Below are 16,590 nucleotides of genomic sequence, written 5' to 3'. Positions count from 1 at the left end.
GAGAAAACAAATGAGTAGTATAGTATACAGAAATATTGTCAATGGCGTAGAATACAAGCCAGAAAATGAAGAATTTATTGAAATAAAATCACCAATAGATGAAAGTGTTTTAGGAAAAGTAACAGCAATGAGCCAAGCTGATGTTGACTTTGTAATGGAATCAACTAAAAAGACACAAAAATATTGGGCTACAGTAAATGTACATGAGAAAGCAGAAATTCTTTATAAGGCAGCAGATTTAATCTTAGAAAGAAAAGATGAATTTGCAGACCTTTTAATGAGAGAAATATGTAAAGATAAGAAAAGTTCATTATCAGAGATAGTTAGAACAGCTGATTTCTTAAAGTTTACAGCTGATACAGCTAAATCTTTAGAAGGAGAAAGTATTCCATCAGATAGTTTCCCAGGATTTAACAGAAAGAAAGTATCTGTTGTAACAAGAGAACCTTTAGGGGTAGTTTTAGCTATATCACCATTTAACTATCCTGTAAACTTAGCAGCTTCAAAAATAGGACCTGCTTTAATGGCTGGAAATACAGTGGTATTTAAACCTGCTACACAAGGAGCTTTAAGTGGATTATACTTAGCAAAAATATTTAAAGATGCAGGTCTTCCAGATGGAGTTTTAAATACAGTTACAGGTAAAGGAAGCGTAATAGGAGATTACTGTGTTACACATCCAATAGTTAATTTTGTTAACTTCACAGGAAGTACAGAAGTTGGTAAGAGAATTTCTAGATTAACAGAAATGAAACCACTTCTTATGGAATTAGGTGGAAAAGATGCAGCTATCGTATTAAAAGATGCTGATTTAGATTTAGCAGTAAAAAATATAGTTGCAGGTGCATATTCTTATTCAGGACAAAGATGTACAGCAGTAAAAAGAGTTTTAGTTGAAAATGAAATTGCTGATGTATTAGTTGAAAAAATAAAAAATGAAGTAGAAAAATTATCAGTGGGAAGCCCATTAGATAAAGATGATGTTGTAGTAGTACCTCTAATAGATGAAAAAGCAGCAGACTACGTAGAAGAATTAATGGAGGATGCTAAAGCTAAAGGAGCTACTTTATTAACAGGTGGTCAAAGAGAAGGAAAATTAATTCAACCAACATTATTTGATAATGTAACTAAAGATATGAGATTAGCTTGGGAAGAACCTTTCGGTCCAGTATTACCTATAATCAGAGTTTCTAACATGGAAGAAGCAATAGAGATTGCAAATGAGTCAGAATACGGTCTACAATCTTCAGTATTCACTCAAGATATAGAAAAAGCATTCTATATAGGTAACAGATTAGAAGTTGGTACAGTTCAAGTGAATAACAAAACTGAAAGAGGACCAGACCACTTCCCATTCTTAGGAGTTAAATCATCAGGTATGGGAACTCAAGGAATAAAATACTCAATAGAATCAATGTCAAGACCTAAAGCTGTAGTGGTAAATCTACATTATTAAGAAAAAAAGTATTATAATATATAAAGAGAAATAAAATAAATCAGAGGTGATACGTATGATAAAAGTATTTAGTACAGAAACTTGCCCATGGTGTGTAAAAGCTAAAGATTATTTAAAGTCAAAAGGTTTAGAATACACTGACTTAAACGTAAGAGAAGACATGGAAGCAAGAGATGAAATGATTAAAAAAAGTAATCAAATGAGTGTTCCAGTATTAGATATTAATGGAACAATAATAGTTGGATTTGATAAAAAAGCTATAGATGAAGCTATAAAAACACTATAATGATGTTAAAATAATATAAAAGCAGATATTTAAACAGAGTTTTAAATATCTGTTTTTTTTTGTAGAGAAAACATTTTAAAAATTACTTAATAGTTTATTAACAAAAAGTTCTAAATAAAACAATCAAATTTAAAACCTTTAGTAATTAATATGTAATCATTACTTGATAAGATTTAATTAAGAAAAACAACAGTGGGGGAAGAGCAGTGAAAAGAATTGAACGAATGAATAAAAAAAAGAAAAATATACTTATGGGATTAGGGTTAACAACAGTGCTATTTGGAACAGTAGCTACTGCAACAGTTACAATTGCTAATAATAAATTGGATACAAATAGTATTATTAATAAAATTGATGATAAAAATAGTGATGATAAAAAGAATAAAAATATTGAAGAGAAAACAACAGCAATAAACGAAAGTAATAATGTAGATAAGGGAAATATTATTAAAACAGATAATAAGGATAATAGTAGTAATATAAGTGCAAATAATGACACTACAAAAAGCCTTGCAAATACTTCAGGTGAGGTAAAGGATCAAAAAGAAAATAGTGAAATAAAAAAAGTAGAAAATACCGAAACTAGTTTAGAAAAGGGTAATGATGCATCATCCACTCAAGAAAATATAGTTGTTGCTCCTACTAATGGAAGTAATATAATAGATTCAGCTAAAAGCTATGCTGTGAGTAGATTTGATGTTGCAAAAATGTTAAAGGGAACTTATTCAGGTCCATTAAGTGATGAAAAAACTGTATTCTTAACATTTGATGATGGGCCAAGTAAAAATACACCAAAAGTATTAGATATACTTAATAAATATGGTGTTCATGGTACATTTTTTGTTTTAGGTGGACAAGTAAAAGGTGGAGCAAACTACATAAAAAGAATATATAATGAAGGAAATGCTATAGGAAATCATTCATATACACATGATTTTGCTACATTATATCCAAAGAATAAAATAAATGTTTCTACGTATATGAATGAATATTATAAAACTGAAAATGCTTTAAAAAGTGTTTTAGGTAACAATTTTAATACTAAAGTGGTTAGAATGCCTGGTGGTGAGAATAGTAGACAATACTATAAGGATCCTAATTTGCCAGAGCTAAGAAATAAATTTTCAAATGAAGGTATAGCAAGTATTGATTGGAATGCTCTAAATGGAGATGCAGAAGGAAAAAGATATACTGTATCACAAATGGTTGATTATGTTAAAAGAAGTTCAGCAGGTCAAAAGCATGTTGTAGTTCTTATGCATGATGCAGCTGCTAAAGGGCTTACTGTTGAAGCTTTACCTCAAGTAATAGAATATTTTAAATCACAGGGGTATAATTTTAAAGTTATAAGTTAATAAGAAAAAATATATAGGACTATACTAGGTTGAAATTGGATTGCAACTTTAGTAATAGTCCTTTTTATCTAAATTTTAGTAGAAGTTCATTTAAAAGACTTTTGAAGATTCACTAAAATTAATGAATTTTTATAGTAATTGTTTTTATTATATATCCATTTAAAAAGTAGATGGGGGAGTACTTGATGATAGTAAGTAATGAATATAAAATATAATCAATAAAAAATAAATATTATAGAGAAAAGATTATAATAATATGAAGTAATTATATTTTTAGTAGGATTAAAAAAATTTATTAAGAATATAAAAGCTATCTATGGATAAAATAACATATATTGATTCAAAGAGAATAAGATTTATTTTTATTTTTAATTAGATTGGCTTATTTAGGAGTATAATAAAACAATACTAAGTGTTGAGGGAAGAGAGAATATTATAAAGTTAATAGAAAGAAAAATTTAACAAAATGTTAATAGAGGTATAGTGGTCTAGACATGTATAGATAAATAAAGTATAATTTTATTAGGAGGAAAGTTCATGATAGATAAAAATAGTCCTATTCCAGCGTATTATCAAATTAAACAAATAATTTTAGAAAAAATAAATAATAGTGAATGGAAGGTTGGGCAATGTATAGCGAGTGAAAGAGAATTGTCTGAAGCTTATGGTGTTAGTAGAATGACTGTAAGGCAAGCTTTAGGAGAATTAGTACAAGAAGGAATTCTACTTAGAGAAAAAGGAAAGGGAACCTTTGTTTGTGAACCAAAAGTAACTCAAAAGGATATGATGAGCTTCTCTGAAATAATATCAAAGTCAGGTAAGTCTTTAAAAAATGAAGTTATTGAATTTGGTATTGTTGATACGCCTGAAGAATTAGATGGTGTATTTCCTCAATCAAAGCTCTATAGAATTAATAGAAATAGAGTTGTTGATGGTGTGGTAATAGCTAATGAAGAGGTTTATATACCTTATGAATATTGTGGGGATATTACTAAATCACAAGTTGAGGGATCTTTATTTACATTATTAGAAAGTCTTAATTATAAAGTTGATTATTCAGAATCAAGTATTAAGTCAGTTTTAATGGATGAGAATTTAAGAAAAATATTTAAAGTTAATTCAGAAATTCCTTTATTACAAAGTGATAATAGAGTTTATAGTAATGAAGGAGTATTAATATTTGTTGAAAAAGCAATATACAGGTCAGATAAATATGTGTTAGAAGTAAATATTTCAAAAAGAGAGGGGAAAATAAAATGAAATTAATAGTAGCAAAAAATTACGAAGAAATGAGTAAATTAGCAGCTGAATTCATGGCTGAAGAGGTTAAGAAAAAGCCAGAAATTATTTTAGGATTAGCTACAGGTGGAACTCCAGTTGGAATGTATAAAGAATTAATAAGAATGTGTGATAATAAAGAAGTAGATTTCTCAAAAGCTACAACAGTAAATTTAGATGAATATATTGGATTATCAGGTGAGCATAATCAAAGCTATAGATATTTTATGAATAGTAATTTATTTAATCATATAAATATTGATAAAGCTAAAACTTTTGTACCAAATGGACAAGCATTGGATGTAGAAGCAGAGTGTAAGTCTTATGATGCAAGAATTAGGGAATTAGGTGGAATAGACCTTCAATTATTAGGTTTAGGAAGTAATGGACATGTTGCATTCAACGAACCAGATACTTTCTTAACAGTTGGAAGTCATGAAACTAAATTAACTCAAAGTACAATAGAAGCTAATGCAAGATTTTTTGATTCAATGGATGAAGTACCAAAGACAGCTATAACAATGGGACTTGGTGGAATAATGCAAGCTAAGAAAATATTAGTTATAGCAAATGGCGAAGGAAAAGCTGATGTAGTTGAAAAATTAATGAATGGAAAAATAACTACAGAAGTACCAGCATCAATGCTTCAAATGCATAGAGATGTAACAATAATAGTAGATGAGGCAGCTGCCTCAAAATTAAATAAGTAATAGAAGAGAATCAAATTGTTATAGGCATCAAATTTATGTTTATACAATTTGATTTTTTTATGTAAAGATATATTTTCTCTTAAGTTATAAGAAAAGATATATTTTTATTTTTATAATATAGAAATTACTGTTTTTAATGTAATAAAATATTATATAATAAATATATAAATATGTTCCATAAACTAAAGTTTAATTCAGTTAGAGTCAGAACTTTATTTGAATTTTATTGGAAGTTATCTAGAGGGTGTATTTCTTTGCCTTCAGTTTATAGAAGATTGAAATCTTATAGATACTAATATGGGATAAATAAGCTAAATGAATATTTATTTTGTATTTTAATTATAGTTACTTATAGATGATAATTTGATTTATGTAAAAAAAAGTAGAAACTTCATTGAATATTATAATGATAAGTTTTTATAAATTTGAAATAATATATAAATAAGTGCAATTCTTATTAAATAGTTTGTTACCAGATAAATTGAAACTTAATTCAGATAGAGTTAAAACTTCATTTGAATTTTAGTGGAAGTTATGTAGAGAGTTGTGTTTGGCTCTAGTTTATAGAATATTGGAGTAATACAAGAACTAGTTATTAGAGAAAATAATTTTGGAGTTGATTTAATGGCAAAGATAAAGAGTATGTTTTATTGTCAGGAATGTGGATATTCATCACCTAAGTGGATGGGAAGATGTCCAGGATGCGGTAAATGGAATACTATGGTTGAAGAAGTAAAAGAAGAAGTGCCTGCAAGTAAAGTGAAGGCATTAGTTGATATAGATAAAAAAATAAGTTCCATAAAGAAGCTAGGGGAAATAAAGTCAGGAGAGAAGGAAAGATATAATACAGATATAAGTGAACTTAATAGAGTTCTTGGAGGAGGGCTCGTAAGAGGATCTTTAACTCTTATTTCAGGTGCACCGGGTATAGGAAAATCAACTTTATTGCTTCAGGCAGCTAATAATATTTGTAAAAATTATGGGAAGGTTTTATATATATCAGGTGAAGAATCAGAAGAACAGATAAAAATTAGAGGCGATAGATTAGGTGTAAAAGCAGAAGAATTATACATAGTATCAGAAACAAATTTAGATGTGGTAGAGGCTTACATAGATGAGTTAGAACCTAAATTTGTAATAATAGATTCTATTCAAACTATATATAGGGAAAGTATAAGTTCAGCCCCAGGTAGTGTTTCTCAAGTTAAAGAATGTTCTAATACACTTATGAGAATAGCAAAGGGAAAAAATATTCCTCTATTTATAGTAGCTCATGTTACTAAACAAGGTGAATTAGCTGGGCCAAGAGTTCTTGAACATATGGTAGATACGGTTTTATCCTTTGAAGGAGAAAGAACCGAAGATTTTAGAATATTAAGAACAATGAAAAATAGATTTGGAACTACATCTGAAATAGGTGTTTTTGAAATGGCGGAAGATGGATTAAAGCCTATATATGATCCATCAAGAATGTTTTTAGAAGATACAACTTTTGGGCAAGAAGGATCTGTTGTCATAGGAATAATGGAAGGGACTAGACCTATATTGGTTGAAATACAGTCCTTAGTCAGTGAAACAAAATCTCCAATGCCGAGAAGAACAGCTATAGGAGTAGATAATTCTAGGATGAGTTTAATTTTAGCTGTGTTAGAAAAAAAGATAAAAGTACATTTTTATAGTTCAGATGTATATCTAAATGCAGTAGGTGGATTAGACATAAAGGGAACTACTGGGGATTTAGGTATTGCCTTATCCTTATTTTCATCTAATAGAGGTAAAATTTCTAAATTAGAAAAATTAATAGTAGTAGGAGAGGTTGGATTAACTGGAGAAATAAGACCAGTTTCAAATTGTGATAGGATAATAAACGAAGCAGAAAAAATGGGATTTATGTATGCAGTAGTGCCTTATAGAAATATTGATAAATTAAAGGATAGTAAATTAAAAATTATTGGAGTTAGTACTTTAAAAGAAGCGATAGGAAAGATATTTTAATGGATAGGTGAGTGTATGAGAATAGAGAACAATAATGAACTTAGGAGCATGTTGAGAGTTTTAAGTCCAGGAACTCCCTTAAGAGAGGGGGTTGATAACATATTAAGGGCTAAAACTGGTGGATTAATAGTGTTAAGTGATAAAGATGAAGTGTTGAAGCTTGTTGATGGAGGATTTGCAATAAACTCTGATTATTCTCCAGCATATATATATGAATTAGCTAAAATGGATGGAGCTATAGTAATAAGTTCAGATTTAAAAAGAATATTATATGCGAATACCCAACTTATGCCTGATTCCAATATTCCAACTTATGAAACTGGAACCAGGCATAGAACAGCTCAAAGAGTTGCAAAACAAACATCTTCAGTAGCTATAGCTATATCTCAGAGAAGAAATATAATTTCAATATATAAAGGCGATATAAAATATGTTTTAAGAGAAAGTAGTATAGTTTTAGGGAAAGCCAATCAAGCAGTTCAAACCCTTGAAAGATATATAGCAGTTCTTGATAGAGTGATAAATAATTTGAATATATTGGAATTTCAAGATTTAGCTACATTATTTGATGTGTGTACAGCTATTCAAAGAACAGAGATGGTTATGAGAATAGTAGAAGAAATAGAGGGATATATAATAGAACTAGGTAATGAGGGAAGACTTATTTCAATGCAGCTTAATGAGTTAGTTAAGTGTGTAGAACAAGATGGAATTCTCTTAATAAGAGATTACTGTGCAGAAAATTTAAATTATGAAAGTATATATAAAGAAATTCAAAAATATACTTCAGAGGAATTAATAGATTTAGAACAAATTGCTAAAAGTTTAGGATATGTAGGTAAATCACTTATTGATACACTTATATCCCCTAGAGGATATAGAATAACTAATAAGGTACCAAGAATCCCTTCTACAGTAATAGAAAATTTAGTGATGCATTTTAAGAGTTTTAAAGATATATTGGAAGCTTCAACTGAAGAGTTAGATAAGGTAGAAGGAATTGGTGAGGCTAGAGCTAGAGCGATAAGAAATGGGTTAAGAAGAATACAAGAACAAGTTTCATTAAATAAAAACTTGTAAAATAAGAATAAAAGGTGTTTTAAAGTGAAAAACTAAGTTGACACATTAAGGCACCTTTTATTTTTTTTATTTGAAATTTATCTGAAACTAAATTTACCTAAGGTCTGCATTTTTTCATATTCTTTAAGCATTATGTCAAAAATATTTATATCGAGACTATTACAAAGAGAAGTTAAATAAAAAATATTATTGCCTATCTCTTGTTCTATTATTTCTCTGCAATTGTGACAAAGGGAACCATTAATATGAGAGTTAAGAGAACTATTTAGTGATTCTAGATCTTCTAAACCATCAATGTTTTGTTTAAAAGCATTAATTTCAATACAACCACAATTGGTAACAGCTTTGCAAATTGCCCTAGTTGTCCTTGATTGAGAATCTTGATATTTACTTAAAATATCTAATATGCTTTTATGTCTTAAAAGAGAATTGTTAACAGAATTTTGAAAATCATCAAAAATAATATCTTTCATTATAATATTCACTCCTTATCAATATAGAATATGTACAAATTCTTCTGTAGTAAATTTACTAATATAGTTTTAATATAATATAAAACAATTTTTTCGTAATTAATAGGGGGTATTTATTAAAATTTCTTAATATAATTTGATAAATTTAATAAAAGCGTAATTAAATATATATCTTTTAACAGTTTTGTTATGATATAATTGATTTTAAGAAATATCCTTAAACAATTTTTTATTATATATAGTTCATGAAAATAATTAAATAAGTAGGAGGTGGTAAATTTGACAAAGAAAATTTTTAGAGGAATTCTTACGTTAGTAGGGTTGCTACTAGGAGCAGCGATGTCAGAGCTAATGTTAAGAAGTAGTTATTTTGTTCATAATGATTATACAAACAATAGTTTTATAAAGGTAATTTCTTATATCATACTTTCTTTAATTTTTGGAATCATATTTTTTATTATATCCCCATTTTGTTATAGAGCTTTAAAAAAGTTAATTGACTCAATAGAAAAAAGTATAGGGCGATTAAGTGGAAGTGAAATTATATTCGGGGCAGCAGGAGCATTTATAGGACTAATAATAGCTACAATAATAGTATTACCGATAACTAGTTTGTTAAATGGATTAAGTCAAACAATAGGTTCAATAATAGCGCCAATTATTTATTTAGTAGCTAACTTAGTTGCTGTTATAATAGGTGTAGATATATCAGTTAAAAGAAAAGATGAAATAATAACATTTTTTCAAAACTTTAAAAAGACTACATCAAAAGAGAAAAAGACAAAAACAACAAAAGGAAAGCTATCTAAAGTTTTAGATACATCAGTAATAATAGATGGAAGAATATTTGATCTTTGTAAAACTGGATTTATAGAAGGAACTCTTGTAATACCTAGTTTTGTACTAGATGAATTAAGACATGTTTCAGATTGTTCAGATTCTCTTAAAAGAATAAGAGGGAGAAGAGGATTAGATATACTTAATAAAATTCAAAAAGAATTAGATATGGAAGTTGAAATATGGGAAGGAGATTTCCCAGAAATAAATGAAGTTGATAGTAAGTTATTAAAACTTGCACAAAAGTTAGGTGGAAAGGTACTTACTAATGATTACAATTTAAATAAGGTAGCAGAAGTTCAAGGTGTACCTGTATTAAATATAAATGAATTAGCCAATGCTATTAAGCCTGTAGTTTTACCAGGAGAAGAAATGACTATAACAATAGTTAAAGATGGTAAAGAATCAGGTCAAGGGGTTGCATATTTAGATGATGGAACTATGATAGTAGTAGAAGGCGGAAAAAAATACATGGGTGAAACCATAGTAGTAGATGTAACATCAGTTTTACAAACTGCTGCTGGAAGAATGATATTTGCGAAAAAGAAGGATTAATAGATGAAAAATATAGCAATTATATTAGCTGGAGGTAAGGGCAAAAGAATGGGAGCTGATATAAGTAAGCAATTTCTTACTGTAAATGGCAAACCTATAATTTGTTATACTATAGAAGCTTTTCAAAAATCAGAACTAATAGATGAAATAATAGTAGTATTGCCTAAAGATGAAATTGATTATTTCAATAAAGAAATTTTAGGTAAGTATGATTTAAATATTTCAATGATAGTTGAAGGTGGAAAAGAAAGACAAGATTCTGTATATAATGCCTTACAATCTATTGAAAATTGTAATATTGTTTTAATACATGATGGAGCTAGACCGTTAGTAAGTAAAGAAATTATAGAAAAGGGTATTTCTTATGCTAAACTATATTCAGCAGCAGCACCTGGGGTAATGCCTAAGGATACTATAAAAGTAATTAATAGTGAAAGAATATCAAAGGAAACTTTAGTAAGAAGTAATCTTGTTGCAGTTCAAACACCACAATGTTTTAAATATTCTCTAATAAAGGAATGTCATAACAAAATAAAAGAGAATAACATAGAAGTAACAGATGATACTATGGTAGTTGAAACATATGGTAATGAGGTTTATATTTATGAAGGATCCTATGAAAATATAAAAGTTACAACAAAGGAAGATTTAATTTTAGTTAAAGCGTTATTATAAAATTAGATTGACATTGAATTATTGACATGAACAATGTAAACATATATAATATAAAAAAGTTAAAAGTAAATAATAAGCAATGATGAAGATTAGTAGAAACGCCATATACAGAGATAAAATCCTAGGTTGAGAGATTTTTTACAAGTTTTGAACCTACTTCGGAGCTATAGAAAACTATCGGTTTTATACCGTTATCATGAATTAGAGTACAAATTTAGGTGGTACCGCGATATACACTCGCCCTAATATATTTAGGGCGAGTTTTTTATTTTATTATTTGAATTAAGAATTAATTTCATTTTAAATGATGAGGAGGAAAACTAATATGAAAATGTCTAATATGATTATAGCAACTTTAAGAGAAGTTCCAGCTGAAGCCGAAATAGAAAGTCATAAGTTAATGTTAAGAGCAGGTCTTATGAAGAAAATGGCAGCAGGAGTATATAACTATATGCCAATGGGACTTAAAGCTCTTAAAAAGGTTGAAGATATAATAAGAGAAGAAATGGATAATGCAGGAGCACAAGAACTTTTATGTTCAGCTGTTATACCATCAGAACTTTGGAAAGAATCAGGAAGATGGGATGCTTACGGACAAGAAATGTTCAGAGTAACTGATAGAAATAGCAGAGAATTCTGTTTAGGACCAACACATGAAGAGGTGTTCACTGATATAGTAAGAACAACTATAAAGTCATATAAACAAGTTCCATTAAACTTATACCAAATTCAAACTAAGTACAGAGATGAGAGAAGACCAAGATTTGGAGTAATGAGATCAAGAGAATTTATAATGAAAGATGCATACAGCTTTGATACTAATCAAGAAGGTTTAGATGTAGCTTATGATAAAATGCATGATGCTTATGTAAACATATTTAATAGATGTGGTTTAGATGCTAAATGTGTAGAAGCTGACTCTGGTGCTATAGGAGGATCAAATTCTGCTGAATTTATGGTTAAATCAGAAGTTGGAGAAGATGATATAGTATTCTGTACATCTTGTGATTATGCAGCTAATATAGAAAAGGCAGAATCAACAGCAGAAATAGCTGAGAAAGAAGAATTATTACCTCTTGAAAAAATAGAAACACCAAATGAAAAAACTATAGAAGATGTTGTTAAATTACTTGGAGTTTCTCCAAAGAAAACTGCTAAAACTATAGTCTTCAGATATGATGATGATAAACTTGTAGTTGTAGTAGTAAGAGGAGATAGAGAAATAAATGAAGTAAAGGTAAGTAATGCTGTTAATGCAACTACAGATTTAGAAATGGCTAGTGAAGCAGAAGTTAGAGCAATTTTCAATGCTGGATTCGGTTCATTAGGTCCTGTAGGAATGAAAGAATGTACTTTATTAATTGATGAAGAAGTAGCTAAAGCATTTAATATAGTTGTAGGTGCTAATGAAGATGGATTCCACTATAAAAATGTTAACTTTGGAAGAGACTTTGAAGGTACAGTAGGGGATTATAGAAACATAACTGAAGGAGAAAAATGTCCACATTGTGGAGGAACAGTTACTATATCAAGAGGAACAGAAGTTGGTCATATATTTAAATTAGGAACTAAGTACTCAGAATCAATGGGAGCAACATTTATAGATGAAGATGGAAAATCAAAGCCATTCTTAATGGGTTGTTATGGAATAGGAGTAACAAGAACTTTAGCATCAATAATAGAACAACATAATGATGAAAATGGTATAATATGGCCAATGGAAGTAGCTCCATATCATGTTGTTGTAATACCAGCAAACTCAAAAAATGAGGAACAAATGAAAGTAGCTGAAGAAATATACAATAAATTAAAAGCTATGAAACTTGATGTACTATTAGATGATAGAAATGAAAGAGCTGGAGTTAAATTTAAAGATGCTGACTTAATGGGAGTTCCAATGAGAATAACTGTTGGTAAAAAAGTATCAGAGGGCGAAGTTGAATTTAAATTAAGAAGTAACTCAGAAGTGGAAACACTTTCAATAGAAGATGTTTATAATAAAGTAGAATCAGAATATAGAAAATAAAAAAGTTATTTAGTTATTAATTTAAATGATGTATAATAACAAAACAGTATAGAATTAGGAGGATTTTTTAATCCTCCTAGTTAAAGTTATAAAAATATAAGGAGGTTTAAATATGAAAATATATAATACTCTTACAAGACAAAAGGAGGAGTTCAAACCTATAACTCCAGGAGAAGTTAAAATGTATGTTTGTGGACCAACAGTATACAATTACTTTCATATAGGGAATGGAAGAACTTTTATTGCTTTTGATACAATAAGAAGATATTTAGAATACAGAGGATACAAAGTAACATTCATTCAAAACTTTACTGACATAGATGATAAAATGATAAATAAGGCTAATGAAGAAGGTTGCACTGTAAAAGAACTTGGTGATAGATATATTAGTGAATATTATAAAGATGCAGATGCTTTAAATATAGAAAGAGCATCAACTAATCCAAGAGCTACAGAATATATAGAAGAAATTATTGATTTCGTTAATGGGCTTGTAGATAAGGGATATGCCTATGAAGTTAATGGGGATGTGTATTTCTCTACTAAAAAGTTCGAAAATTATGGAAAACTTTCAGGCCAAAACATAGAAGATTTACAATCAGGCGCAAGAATTAAGGTTGATGAGAGAAAAAATGACCCTCTTGATTTTGCAATTTGGAAATCTCAAAAGCCAGGAGAACCTGCTTGGAAAAGTCCATGGGGAATGGGAAGACCTGGATGGCATATTGAATGCTCATGCATGGCTAAAAAGTTACTTGGTGAAACAATAGACATTCATGCTGGTGGAGCTGATTTAGCTTTCCCACATCATGAAAATGAAGTGGCTCAAAGTGAGGCTTTAACAGGAAAACAATTCGCTAACTATTGGATGCATTCAGCTTTTGTAAATGTTAATAATCAAAAAATGTCCAAATCATTAAGCAACTTCTTTACAGCAAGAGAAATATTAGAAAAGTATGATGTTGATGTTATAAGATTTTTAATGCTTTCAGCCCATTACAGACAGCCTGTTAACTTTAGTATGGAATTATTAGATTCAGCTAAAGCTTCAGTAGAAAGATTATATAACTGCGTAAGTAATATAGAAAATCTATTAGATGAAACAACTGTAGAGACTATGACTGAAGCAGAAGCAGAATTCTTAAAGAGTTTAAATAAACATAAAGAAAAGTATATAGAAAAAATGGATGATGACTTTAATACAGCTGACGCTATAACAGCTATGTTTGATTTAGCTAAAGATATAAATTCAAACTTAAATGCAGAGTCATCAAAAGAAGTACTAAATGGTGCTTTGAGTTTAATAAGAGAACTTGGAGCTCCACTCGGTATAATTCAAAAATCAACCAAAGTTAGTTTAGAAGATGAAATAGAAGAGCTTATTAGACAAAGACAAGAAGCTAGAAAAAATAGAGATTTTGCTATGGCGGATAAAATAAGAGATGATTTAAAAGCAAGAGGCATCGTTCTTGAAGATACTCCACAAGGAGTAAGATGGAAAAAGCTTTAATAAAAAATATTAAGGCTTAAGTTAAGATGTAATAAAGCAAATTGAAAGAAAAAATAGATTTAGGATGTAACATTATAAAATTTTATTGTTACATCTTATTTTTTAGAATGATTTATTGTTGCATATATAGTAAAATAATAGTTAATCATTAAGAAAAATATATAAATTTAAATTAACTTAATTTATGCTTATCACTATATTTAGATGTAAGCTATTTATGTAGTGATAAAAATGAGATAAGTTATTCTTTATGTTTAGGAGAAGGTTATGATAGATAAAATATTACTTAAAGAATATACCAAGGAAGAAGCAAGGATGCTTAATCCATTACAATTAGCATTTATAGGTGATGCTATTTATGAGATTTTTGTTAGAACTTATATTTTAGATAATAATAAGGAGCTGTCAGCACATAAGCTTCATGTAAAAACAGTAACTTATGTAAAAGCACAGGGACAAAGTGACATAATTAAAAAAATAGAAGAGAAGCTAACAGAAGAAGAAATGTATATTTTTAAAAGAGGAAGAAATACAAAATCAGCAACAGTCCCTAAAAATGCAAATGTAAGAGACTATAGATCTGCTACTGGATTTGAAGCTTTAGTTGGTTATCTATACTTAACTAATCAAATAGAAAGATTAAAAGAATTATTTAAAATAGGAATAATAGATGGAGAGGAGTAAAAGATGGCATTAAAAGTTAAATTATTGCAATATACACCAGAACCTGAAAAATTAATATCAGCTGCTGCAAAATTATGTTATAGTTCATCTGGAGTAGATGATATAATGGAGAATCTAACAGAAGAGGGGGTGGAAAAATTCTTAAATATGCTTATGTCATTTGGACATCAATCACCAATAGAGCATGTTAGCTTTACTTTCGGTGTAGAAGGTGTTTCAAGAAGTTTAACACATCAATTAGTTAGACATAGATTAGCAAGTTATTCACAACAATCCCAAAGATATGTTAAGCTAGAGCAGTTTGAATATATAATACCACCAGCTATAGAGAATGATGAAGTTGCAAAGGAATTATTTATAAAGTCAATGGAAGAATCTCAAAAGAGCTATGATGAAATAGTTCATAGATTAAAATTGAAATATATAGAAAATGGAATGAAAGAAAAAGCAGCTGAAAAGAAAGCCATTGAAGATGCTAGATATGTCTTTCCAAATGCTTGTGAGACTAAAATAGTATTCACAATGAATGCTAGAACTCTTTTAAACTTTTTCCATCATAGATGTTGTGATAGAGCACAGTGGGAAATAAGAGAAATGGCTAACGAAATGGTTAAGCAAGTTAAAGAAGTTGCTCCAATTTTATTCAAAGCTGCTGGACCTAGTTGTGTAGCAGGACCATGTCCAGAGGGAGCTATGTGCTGTGGAAAAGTACAAGAGATGAGAGAGTTATATTTAAAAAATAAATTATAAAAAGAAAAGAGGATAAAAATGACTAAGTCAGAAAATAAAATGAGACAAATGAGAAAATTCCAAAAGGAACAAGAGGCTTATGAAAGAAGAGCTAGATATGAGGCTAGAAAGCAAGCTAGAGAAGAAGCTATGCAACATCAGTATAAAAATGATGGAGCAGTAGAAAAAGTATCAAACAGAGAAGATTTAGTTGAAGGAAGAAATGCTGTAATAGAATTACTTAAATCAGATAGAACTGTTGAACAAATATTTATTGCATCAGGTAAAATAGAAGGATCAATAAAGAAAATTATAGCTTTAGCCAAAGAAAAAGATGTAGTGTTAAAAGAAGTAGATAGAAAAAAGTTAGACTTTATGAGTGAAACAGGTGCGCATCAAGGTGTAATAGCACAGATAACTCCATTTAAATATAGTAGTGTTGATGATATATTAAATTATGCTCAAGAAAAGGGAGAAAAACCATTTATAGTTATATTAGATGAGTTAGAAGATCCACATAACTTAGGTTCAATTGTTAGAACAGCAGAATTATCAGGTGTTCATGGAATTATAATACCAAAAAGAAGAAATGTTGGAGTAACAGGAACTGTCTATAAAGCATCTGTTGGAGCTATTGAATATATGAAAATAGCTAAGGTAACAAACATAAATGCTGAATTAGATAGATTAAAAGAAGAAGGCATATGGATATATGGAGCAGATATAAACGGTGAAGATTATAGTTACAACACAGACTTCTCAGGAGCATGTGCTTTAATTATTGGTAATGAAGGCAAAGGAATGTCACCATTAACAAAGAAAAAATGTGACAAACTAGTAAAGATTCCTATGGTTGGAAAAATAAACTCTTTAAATGCATCAGTAGCAGGTGGTATAATGATGTATGAAATATTGAAGTCAAGGATAATAAAGTAGAAAAA

The 16,590-nt window shown here is 29.0% G+C and carries 15 protein-coding genes; 14 read left to right on the top strand and 1 reads right to left on the bottom strand.

The features are described 5' to 3' along the window. Positions 1 to 10: 10 nt before the first annotated feature. From ARA19_RS14845 to disA, 7 genes are all read left to right on the top strand, one after another. Positions 11 to 1,456: an NADP-dependent glyceraldehyde-3-phosphate dehydrogenase gene (locus ARA19_RS14845; RefSeq protein ID WP_055071719.1), complete on the top strand. Its 1,446-nt coding sequence runs from the start codon at positions 11 to 13 to the stop codon at positions 1,454 to 1,456. A 55-nt stretch (positions 1,457 to 1,511) separates the two neighbouring features. Continuing rightward, positions 1,512 to 1,742: a glutaredoxin family protein gene (locus tag ARA19_RS14840; protein ID WP_055071718.1), complete on the top strand. Its 231-nt coding sequence runs from the start codon at positions 1,512 to 1,514 to the stop codon at positions 1,740 to 1,742. Positions 1,743 to 1,948: 206 nt separating this feature from the next. Next, positions 1,949 to 3,097, top strand: coding sequence for a polysaccharide deacetylase family protein (locus ARA19_RS14835; RefSeq protein WP_055071717.1), 1,149 nt, complete (start codon positions 1,949 to 1,951; stop codon positions 3,095 to 3,097). 537 nt (positions 3,098 to 3,634) lie between these two features. Further along, the gene (locus ARA19_RS14830) at positions 3,635 to 4,357 is read left to right on the top strand and encodes a GntR family transcriptional regulator (protein ID WP_055071716.1); all 723 of its coding nucleotides are present in this window, start codon (positions 3,635 to 3,637) and stop codon (positions 4,355 to 4,357) included. Beyond that, positions 4,354 to 5,085: a glucosamine-6-phosphate deaminase gene (nagB, locus tag ARA19_RS14825; RefSeq protein WP_055071715.1), complete on the top strand. Its 732-nt coding sequence runs from the start codon at positions 4,354 to 4,356 to the stop codon at positions 5,083 to 5,085. The genes ARA19_RS14830 and nagB overlap by 4 nt, the downstream gene beginning before the upstream one ends. 624 nt (positions 5,086 to 5,709) lie before the next feature. Next, on the top strand, positions 5,710 to 7,080 hold the full coding sequence (gene radA, locus ARA19_RS14820) for a DNA repair protein RadA (protein WP_055071714.1): 1,371 nt from the start codon (positions 5,710 to 5,712) through the stop codon (positions 7,078 to 7,080). Between the two features lie 15 nt (positions 7,081 to 7,095). Continuing rightward, positions 7,096 to 8,160, top strand: coding sequence for a DNA integrity scanning diadenylate cyclase DisA (disA, locus tag ARA19_RS14815; protein ID WP_055071713.1), 1,065 nt, complete (start codon positions 7,096 to 7,098; stop codon positions 8,158 to 8,160). A gap of 77 nt (positions 8,161 to 8,237) precedes the next feature. Here disA and ARA19_RS14810 read toward each other — a convergent pair whose 3' ends face one another. Then, positions 8,238 to 8,633, bottom strand: coding sequence for a hypothetical protein (locus tag ARA19_RS14810; RefSeq protein WP_055071712.1), 396 nt, complete (start codon positions 8,631 to 8,633; stop codon positions 8,238 to 8,240). Positions 8,634 to 8,912: 279 nt separating this feature from the next. Here ARA19_RS14810 and ARA19_RS14805 point away from each other — a divergent pair, with 279 nt between their 5' ends. The 7 genes from ARA19_RS14805 to rlmB all read left to right on the top strand — a co-directional run bounded on the left by ARA19_RS14805 (position 8,913) and on the right by rlmB (position 16,585). Then, a complete protein-coding gene (locus ARA19_RS14805; RefSeq protein WP_055071711.1) occupies positions 8,913 to 10,025 on the top strand; it encodes a PIN/TRAM domain-containing protein in 1,113 nt (370 codons plus the stop codon). 3 nt (positions 10,026 to 10,028) lie between these two features. Then, positions 10,029 to 10,700, top strand: coding sequence for a 2-C-methyl-D-erythritol 4-phosphate cytidylyltransferase (gene ispD, locus ARA19_RS14800; protein ID WP_055071710.1), 672 nt, complete (start codon positions 10,029 to 10,031; stop codon positions 10,698 to 10,700). 325 nt (positions 10,701 to 11,025) lie between these two features. Then, positions 11,026 to 12,726, top strand: a complete 1,701-nt coding sequence (locus tag ARA19_RS14795) for a proline--tRNA ligase (protein WP_055071709.1) — start codon at positions 11,026 to 11,028, stop codon at positions 12,724 to 12,726. 112 nt (positions 12,727 to 12,838) lie between these two features. Then, positions 12,839 to 14,236 carry a cysteine--tRNA ligase gene (gene cysS / locus ARA19_RS14790; protein ID WP_055071708.1) on the top strand — a complete coding sequence of 466 codons (1,398 nt, stop codon included), beginning with the start codon at positions 12,839 to 12,841 and terminating at the stop codon, positions 14,234 to 14,236. A 267-nt stretch (positions 14,237 to 14,503) separates the two neighbouring features. Beyond that, entirely contained in the window at positions 14,504 to 14,920 is a 417-nt protein-coding gene (locus tag ARA19_RS14785; RefSeq protein ID WP_055071707.1) for a Mini-ribonuclease 3, read from the top strand. Positions 14,921 to 14,923: 3 nt separating this feature from the next. Beyond that, entirely contained in the window at positions 14,924 to 15,670 is a 747-nt protein-coding gene (thyX, locus tag ARA19_RS14780) for an FAD-dependent thymidylate synthase (protein ID WP_055071706.1), read from the top strand. Between the two features lie 18 nt (positions 15,671 to 15,688). Further along, a complete protein-coding gene (gene rlmB, locus ARA19_RS14775) occupies positions 15,689 to 16,585 on the top strand; it encodes a 23S rRNA (guanosine(2251)-2'-O)-methyltransferase RlmB (protein ID WP_055071705.1) in 897 nt (298 codons plus the stop codon). Positions 16,586 to 16,590 lie beyond the last annotated feature (5 nt).

Source organism: Clostridium massiliamazoniense (genome assembly GCF_001403635.1).
GTDB lineage: Bacteria > Bacillota > Clostridia > Clostridiales > Clostridiaceae > Sarcina > Sarcina massiliamazoniense.
The sequence above is the reverse complement of the archived record's forward strand: the minus strand, read 5'-3'. Positions and strand labels throughout refer to the sequence as shown.